2 protein-coding genes are annotated in these 6,000 nt (G+C 59.9%); one reads left to right on the top strand and one right to left on the bottom strand.

Annotated elements, in window-relative coordinates; genetic code table 11:
* Window positions 1-678: 678 nt before the first annotated feature.
* Window positions 679-2,508 carry an NEL-type E3 ubiquitin ligase domain-containing protein gene (locus tag EHH60_RS34540; protein WP_124163669.1) on the bottom strand — a complete coding sequence of 610 codons (1,830 nt, stop codon included), beginning with the start codon at window positions 2,506-2,508 and terminating at the stop codon, window positions 679-681.
* Window positions 2,509-3,209: 701 nt separating this feature from the next.
* Between EHH60_RS34540 and EHH60_RS34535 the strand changes: the two genes are divergently transcribed.
* On the top strand, window positions 3,210-4,928 hold the full coding sequence (locus EHH60_RS34535; RefSeq protein WP_124163668.1) for an NEL-type E3 ubiquitin ligase domain-containing protein: 1,719 nt from the start codon (window positions 3,210-3,212) through the stop codon (window positions 4,926-4,928).
* The last annotated feature ends 1,072 nt before the right edge of the window (window positions 4,929-6,000 follow it).

Here is a 6,000-nt window from a genome sequence, read left to right as displayed (position 1 = left end):
GAATGGAAGCTCCTGCGCCAAGCCAATCCCACCGATCAGCAAGCCGCCTGACCTTCACCCCGCCGATCATAGAACTAACTGTACCCGCGCGCATGCGTCAATCAGGCGGTCCTCGTGGTATGCGTACTTTTTCATCAAGGAGGGCCCTGATGCAAGAGCACGCGTTTATCACGGCGCGCAGACCTGCATGGGGCCGGTGACGGGGTTGTAGCGGCTCTTCCGTCGTCGGCGGGCTTGCCCAGCGAACGATTCAAATGGCTCCGAAGGCCGGGCACCGCGATTACCCAAGGCCCGCTTAGGCCAGCGGCATATTGCAGCGGGCGTCTCGCGCAATCCGCGATGGGGTCTTTACGGGCGCACGCGAAGTGCTGCCCAGGGAAGCCTGGCCCGGCAAGCTGCGCTCAACACGGCGTGGGGCGAGCCGCGGGCGACGGCTGCCGACAACAGGTACTCCATGGTGTCCAAAGCGCCACTTTGCGAGGAAAGACAGCAGTTGGATCGGGATGATGGTCATTTTTTCGTCCTTCCCGAAGTCAAAACTAAATGGGGGGATGCAAAAGTTCGCGACAGCTCCGAACATTGATAGACGACATGCGGCATTACGCATTCCTCTCGGCCACCAACCGGCGCACCAGAGGAACGGCAGCACAATTAACAGCATCCTACGGCAAGGCGGCTTCAGAGCGCGAGGCTGTGCTCATTGAGCACCTTATCTCTCAGGGCCCCCTTGATCTCACGGGCGATCTCTTTGCGAACTGCGGCACCCAACACTCGCTTGGCATCTTCGACGAGGCCAGCTTCAGCCCCGGTCAGGCCTTGAGCGGCGAGCTGTTGCTCCATTCGGCTGTCGAACTCCTTTCCCATTGCACCAATGAGCTGGTCCTGCATCTTGGCATGCTCTTCAGGTGCGATGCGGCGAAGCACATCGTCCCAAGGCTGCCAATCCATTGCCAAATAGTCGGCAAATTCGGCCGCCTCGCTCTCCCGCACGGATGTCTCTGCCCTGTCAACGTCAGAGTCGGTAACGCCGGAGACTTGAAAGAAGCGCATGTCCGGCGCGACGTGTTGTAGTCCCAGCCGCTCGCGCAGTTTGCTCTGATAGGCAAGAAAGACTTCAACGGCGTCGATGTCTTCTACGTTGTCGACCGAGGCGAGCGAGTGAGCCTTATCGCGCGCGGTCGCCTCGAGCGCGTCCATGCGGAACATGACGCGCCCCAATTCGATGAGATCGGCAAGCCGTGCCTTGTTGTCATAGAGCCCGTTCTCGACTTCCGCGATGAGGCGCGCCGTCTGCATTCCGTTCCAGGTTAATGTTCTGCGGTCCTCGCAGCTCTGGTTGGCATCCCATGCCAGTTGAAAGTACTGGGCACGCAGTTGCGGGTTTTTTGCCGCCTGACGCAGATCATTGGCCACCGATTGCCGGAACCCTTCATTGCCAGAGCTGACGGACTCGAACAGCTTGGCGAGGAAAAGCCCGTATTCCCGAGCGCCCGGCTCTTCTGCAAAGTTCTGCCAAGCGGCAAGCACCTCCCGATCGTCCTCCTGTGGATTGCCCTTCAGCCATTCTGCAACTGTTTCAGCGAGAGCGTCCGCCTGCTCATCGTCTGTCCCGGACGATTCACTTTCGTCGTCGTGCGAAAGGTGGACAGTCGGGCCGACATAACCCTCCGCGCCTAGGATTGTACTGAGGTTCGCCAGCACCTGCTCAGATAGCGGATTTTCAGTCAGAACTAGGGTGCCACCATCGCCCAAGGCCGTCAGCAGGTCCTCCGGCAGACTGGTCAAATGGTTTTGGCTTACGTCGAGAAACCGGAGCGAAGCTGGGAGAGCCGGCGGCAGATCCGTCAGTTGATTTTGGCTGACGTCGAGAAACTCGAGCATAGCAGGGAGCGCCACCGGTAGACTCGTCAGCTGATTATCGCTGACGTGGAGAAATTGGAGCGAAGCAGGGAAGGAGTCGGGTAGGTTCAGCAGCCGATTGTGGTTGGCGGAAAGAAATTGGAGCCCGGCAGGTAGGACGGCAGGTAGGCTCTCCAGCCGGTTCGAGTTCACGTCGAGGCCTCTGAGCCCGCCCGGGAGCGCGGGCAGGCTGCTCAACTGATTGCCACTAACATCAAGACGCTGGAGCGAAGCCGGAAGTTCGTCAGGCAGATTGGTAAGCCGATTGAAGGGCACATCGAGCACGACGATCTCGCTTGGAAGTCTGGGCAGACTGGTAAGGGACAGCGACTGGAGATCCAGCATGGCGTCTTCACCCAAAGCATTGACCCGCCTTGCCGCTTCGTCCCGGTCCTCGAGGAGACCCACGTGCTGTTCAGAAGCCCAATTCTCAAGGGTCTCGTCTGCTTCGGTCACCGCATGGGTTGAATGCCCGGAGTTTGCTGCGAAACCCGTCACGAATGCATCCCACTGTGGCGCCCCCCGCCCGTCTTCCGCCCCCTCTTGTTGGGAAGATGCAGAAGGAATGCCTCCGTCACGCCGAATTTGCCCTGTCTCAAAAGGATCCATTTCACCTCCCTTACCACACCGGGCCAACTCAGCCCGTGACGACACCATCTAGGACCTAGGACACTACTCTTTCGACAAGCTGACGGCCCTATCGCAGTTACCGCAGCGATGGCATCGAAGCAGGCATAATTTCGGTGCAACGATTTGGAACAGTGAATCCATGGCGGTCCGTTAGCTGCGCCTACACTCCGCACCGACGCGGCAGCGGCTTAAACATCGAGCCCGGGGCGCGGCAACGGTGCGTTACGTCAATGGCAGGCAGGGGTCCCTTTTCGGCCGAGTCCGTGAAGAACGACGAGCGGCAGGCGCTCGAACGCTCACCTCCGCGGCCGCCCTTTCACTTGCCAAGGCAATCGGTGCAACGCTGGTCTTTGCTACGGGTGGCAAACCGAGTGACTCGGGCGTTTTTGCAGCGAGACTCGTCAGCTGATCGACAGGTGGCCGTGCTAGCGGCAGAACGCTTTCACGTTAGCGGTCCTCTGGATCTATCGGCCAACGGAATGGCAGCAAACTTTGCAGCAGCAGCGATCCATTCGCCGCCTCCAAATCGTGTGAAGCTGAGCCGCCTTAGACCAGGGCGGGCCGCCGCGGGCGCACGTGCGCCCGCTCGAATGATTATTGCGCCAGCGCGCAAACTCCTGCTCCGCGGCCTTGCGCAGCGGCACGCGGATTTCTTAGTTTCTGACGAGGGAGATAAGGTGATGGACACAGGACAGGCACAGCGGAGCGCAGGTTCTGCCCCGGATAATTTTGAAGAAGGGGAGCGGGAAAGCTACCTCGGCGGCTTCAACCGCGCCTTGGCAAATTTGGTCGAAAGCTTGACAGGGTATCGGACCCCCAGCTCCGCGCGCGCGCGGATCCTGGACGAGTGGGTTGGCGAAGAGGGGCAGGGCTCAGCGGAGAGCCGCGGACAGGGGCGCTCGCGAATCAGGGCTGCGGACAACATGCGCTCGCACTTGGTCGATTTGTCATCCCTGTCCTTAACCGCTTTGCCCGACGCCCTGCCGCCGAGACTGCTGAACCTCCGCGCCATGCACAACGAGCTAGGCAGCCTGCCCGCTAGCCTCCCACCTGGTCTCCACGAACTTTTTATTAGCCACAACCGGTTGACCAGTTTGCCGGACGCTCTTCCGGCGAGCCTCTATCGCTTAGAGGTGAGCGATAACAGGTTGACGAGTCTCCCAGATAGCCTCCCGGCGGAGCTGGGGATCCTGAACGCAAACAACAACCGACTGACTAGGTTGCCCGACGCTCTCCCGAGCAGCCTCACCTCGCTCGAGGTTAGTGGCAATCAGCTGACCGAACTCCCCGAGTCCCTCCCATGGCGGCTCGTTGAGCTCGATGTCAGCAGCAATCAATTGGCCAATCTCCCCGAAACCCTTCCGAGCTGGCTTGAATCGATCGATGTCAGCGGTAACCGGCTGACCAGCCTGCCCGAGGATCTCCTACCGGGGAGTTTGAGCCATCCGCTGCAGAACGTCGAGTTCGGTAATAACCCATTCCCGGACGAGGTCCGCGCTCACCTAGCAGCACCCCATCTTGAGCAACTGCCTCTGGACGAGGCTGCCGCGCACTGGCTCGGGGACGATCCGACGGCGCTAGCGGAGTGGCAGCACTTTGCGGATGAGCCTGGCGCCCAAGACTACGCCCGGTTCCTAGAAAGGCTACGTGGGACCGTCAACTATGGCAATCACGAGTTTCGGCAGGCCGTGGCGGACGATCTGCGGCAGGCGGCGACCAATCCGAGATTGCGCGAGCAGTTTTTCACACAGGCTTCCGAAGCCAACGCGAGTTGCGAGGATCGTGTTACTCTGCACTGGAACGGTATGCGGACCGCGCGCCTTAATGCTGACGTCGAGGAGGGGTTGTATGATGATAGGCTCGGCCAACTCATCCAGCGCGGCCGCGTTGCGTTCCGCCTGGACGCGCTGGAAGGCATCGCGCGCGACAGGGTCAACGCGCTCCTCACTCTCCACCCGGACTTAGACGACGTTGAAGTCTACTTGGCCTATCAAAATCTTCTTCGCGAGCCGCTGGAGCTGATTCACGTCGCCCCTGACATGCGCTTTCTGACGGTTTCTCACGTGACATCCGATGATGCGGCGCGCGCACTGGACTCGGTTCGCGAGCAAGAAGCGAACCAGTTTACTGACTACATGGCAACCCGCTGGCAACCGTGGGAGACGGTGCTGAGGCGAATCGCTCCTGATGAATATGAAGCGATGCAAGACCGGCTCGTCGAAGCCATGGGCGAGGAGTTTCAAACCCGCTTGGATCAGCGACTGGGCGAGCACGGTCTTCTGGGCGATCCGGATGCCGAGCGGGTGCTCGGAGCCCAAGTCCGAAACGAGCTCGCCAGCGAGATCAAACGCGATGTCATGCACCGTGTGCTGGCCGAGCGTGGCGGCCTCGAACTCTGAGGTCTCCTCACGCCGGAGATATATCTATCAATGCTCTGTGGCGGAACCAAAAAGTCGATCGTCAAAGCCTCGCCAATTGCCGCGAAGGTGCTTTTGCAGGTTGGAAAATGCGGGCCTTTCGGTCTTGCCGAGCGATGAAAACGCGCGCGCAAGGCGAGGCATATCTGCGTCAGCTCCACAGCTCCTCGGGACCAGAGCTCCGTCAGTCGGAAGTTGTTGAGCAGACCAGACAGGCCGCTGCGCCGACCAACCAGCTGGTTTGACGCGGGAGTTAACTGTTCGTCAGATCTAGTTGACTTCGAGTCCTTCCAGCGAGATCCATCTGGGCAAGCAGTGGTGGAGTACCGTATTCGCAGCTTACGATGGCCAATCCGTCATGCGGGCGAAGTCCTGCACGCGCTTGATCGAGGCGCTTCCGAGACTGCACGACAAGCCTTGCGGTTCCGCAGTCAAGGGACGAATGAAGCCTGCCGGATTTTCATTTGCCGAGCTGGCCTGCCAAGCTCGGCCTCGAACTGCGCGCTGCCTGTCCGCTCCCGAGCGCCGAGAGGCGCTCGGGATGACTGCTGAGAACTCAGGATTGCACATCTTCTTGAAAAAGCTGTCTGGGCGATTTGATATCTGAACTCGCTGTTCCTCTCGTCTAGGCGACTACGCTCCCTCAAGGGCAGCCCTATGTGATCCACGTCTTCCGGGAAGCGGGGGATACGCCGTAAGCCTTCGAAAGGGACGTTCTGCATTCGAGCGAAAGCGCCAGACCTGGTAAACCGCAGTAGGCCAATTCGGTCCCTCACAAGCGCAGCCGAAAGCAACAAATGGAAGTCCAGGACACCAGAACGCCCCCGGTCTGCGTCAAGGAGAGGTCGCTGTCCGCCATTGAAGAGCACCCGCAGGATAAGCTCAGCGCCAAAGTTGATGCGAAGGAGGAGAAGATGCTCGTCACGCATGACCTTAGACAGTCTTAGCGGCTGAGTGAGTTCCGGGCCTGATGCTTGAATTGCTCACACGATCGACAGGACGATCCATTGGTATCATCGGCTTACAAAATTCGCCGACTGGAACAGGCCGGGCG

The sequence above is a fragment of the Bradyrhizobium sp. RP6 genome, assembly GCF_003837805.1.
Lineage (GTDB): Bacteria > Pseudomonadota > Alphaproteobacteria > Rhizobiales > Xanthobacteraceae > Bradyrhizobium.
Note: the sequence above shows the minus strand (reverse complement) of the source record. Positions and strands in the feature narration are given on the sequence as shown.

Bases quoted from the DNA above. Each gene is read 5' to 3' on its own strand.
- EHH60_RS34540 (WP_124163669.1), bottom strand. From the start codon at position 2,508: ATGGATCCTTTTGAGACAGGGCAAATTCGGCGTGACGGAGGCATTCCT.
- EHH60_RS34535 (WP_124163668.1), top strand. From the start codon at position 3,210: ATGGACACAGGACAGGCACAGCGGAGCGCAGGTTCTGCCCCGGATAAT.